The 784-nt window shown below is 54.8% G+C and carries 1 protein-coding gene and 1 pseudogene; both read left to right on the forward strand.

Features of this window, described 5'->3' with window-relative positions:
- Positions 1-279 precede the first annotated feature (279 nt).
- Positions 280-444 (forward strand): annotated as a pseudogene (locus tag ACOCD2_RS23355) (transposase domain-containing protein); the annotation flags it as partial.
- Positions 434-733, forward strand: a complete 300-nt coding sequence (locus tag ACOCD2_RS23360) for a hypothetical protein (protein ID WP_293650701.1) — start codon at positions 434-436, stop codon at positions 731-733. The pseudogene ACOCD2_RS23355 and the gene ACOCD2_RS23360, both read left to right, overlap by 11 nt.
- Positions 734-784: the final 51 nt, after the last annotated feature.

A 784-nucleotide genomic window follows, 5' to 3' on the forward strand; every position in this document is an offset into this window, starting at 1 on the left:
TTCTCCTGCATCCCTTTCTTGCTGTCCCTTACGAATCGTTTTTCTGTCCCAGCCGAAAGTCTTTTCAACGTAACGTTGACCACCCCAGCCAAGCAACTCAACAACCTCCGCCATAAACATGTGCCGCGCTGAGCCGACTAGCGCGCTGGCGGTGTTTTTCCACAATAACGACTCCTTTACATTTGGTTTCTCTTCGTCATCAACATGACTGTATTTTAAAACATTCTGGGACCGTAATCAGCACCTGATTTGGGGTAATTTATTTTTTCCGAGGCCCTTACCACCTGCCGGCTGCATCAGGTTGCCCCCTACACCTACCTGGTAGATGTCCTGCAACGGGTGGCCCTGCATCCGGCAAGGGATGTTGAGGAACTGACGCCACGCGGCTGGAAGGAACGCTTCGCCGCCAACCCCCTGCACTCGGACCTCGACCATGCCCATTGACATCGACGGTCTGAGCTTCGAGGAACTGCTGGATCTCAATCAGCGCGTGGTGGCGCAAGCTCACATCGAGATGATGCAGTTCAATCTTGGCCAGCAGGTCAGCTTCGAACACCAGGGGGGACGTATGCTCGCGACCCTGGTCAAATACAACCGCAAGACCGTCACTGTGGTCACCGACAACGGCCAGCGCTGGAATATCTCGCCCCACTTGCTATCGCCGGTGAAGGATACCGGCTCCGCCGATCCGCACAGACCTGCCAAGGCTCGCAAGAAAAAACGGCTCAGATAATCCGGAAAGAGGCAATAGCGGTTTGGAATGATCGCTTACGTTGGGGATGCG

The sequence above is a fragment of the Thiolapillus sp. genome, assembly GCF_048562965.1.
GTDB classification, from domain to species: Bacteria; Pseudomonadota; Gammaproteobacteria; order Chromatiales; family Chromatiaceae; genus Thiolapillus; species Thiolapillus brandeum_A.